The 460-nt window shown below is 68.9% G+C and carries 1 protein-coding gene; it reads left to right on the top strand.

What is annotated here, in order from left to right; all coding sequences use genetic code 11:
* Positions 1 to 415: acyloxyacyl hydrolase (locus AVJ23_RS21945; protein WP_058864360.1), on the top strand; the 415-nt coding region annotated here is incomplete at its 5' end.
* Positions 416 to 460 lie beyond the last annotated feature (45 nt).

Genomic DNA, 460 nt, shown 5'->3' on the forward strand with positions numbered 1-460 from the left:
CGATGTGGCTCCGGAGATCGAGCTGTCCCGCGGGCGGGTTCTGGAGCGGCGCGCCGCGCCCTCGGACGAGAGCTACCTGCGGGTGCAGACGGGCCGCCAGTTCGGCCCCTTTGCCGAGGCCGCGGGGCTGTCTTCCGACGAGCAAGGCGCGACCTGGCTCGGCTACGGCCTGACATGGCCGGTGCGGCTGGGACCGTTCTACGCGGAACTTCACCTGATGCCCGGGTTCTACTGGCCCGGCGACGGGTTCGACCTGGGCGGACCGATGGTGTTCCGCTCCGGCATCGAGCTCGGGGTGGAGCTGTTCGGCCACGGGGTGGGGATCGGCTACGATCACCGCTCGCATGCCGGGATCTTCGGATCGAACCCCGGGATCGAGACCGTGATGCTGCGCCTGGGGCGCAGGGTCGACTAGACGCGACGCGTCAGGGTTATCATAAGTGTCCAGTCTTGTGACGGC

The organism is Pseudoponticoccus marisrubri (genome assembly GCF_001482405.1).
GTDB lineage: Bacteria > Pseudomonadota > Alphaproteobacteria > Rhodobacterales > Rhodobacteraceae > Pseudoponticoccus > Pseudoponticoccus marisrubri.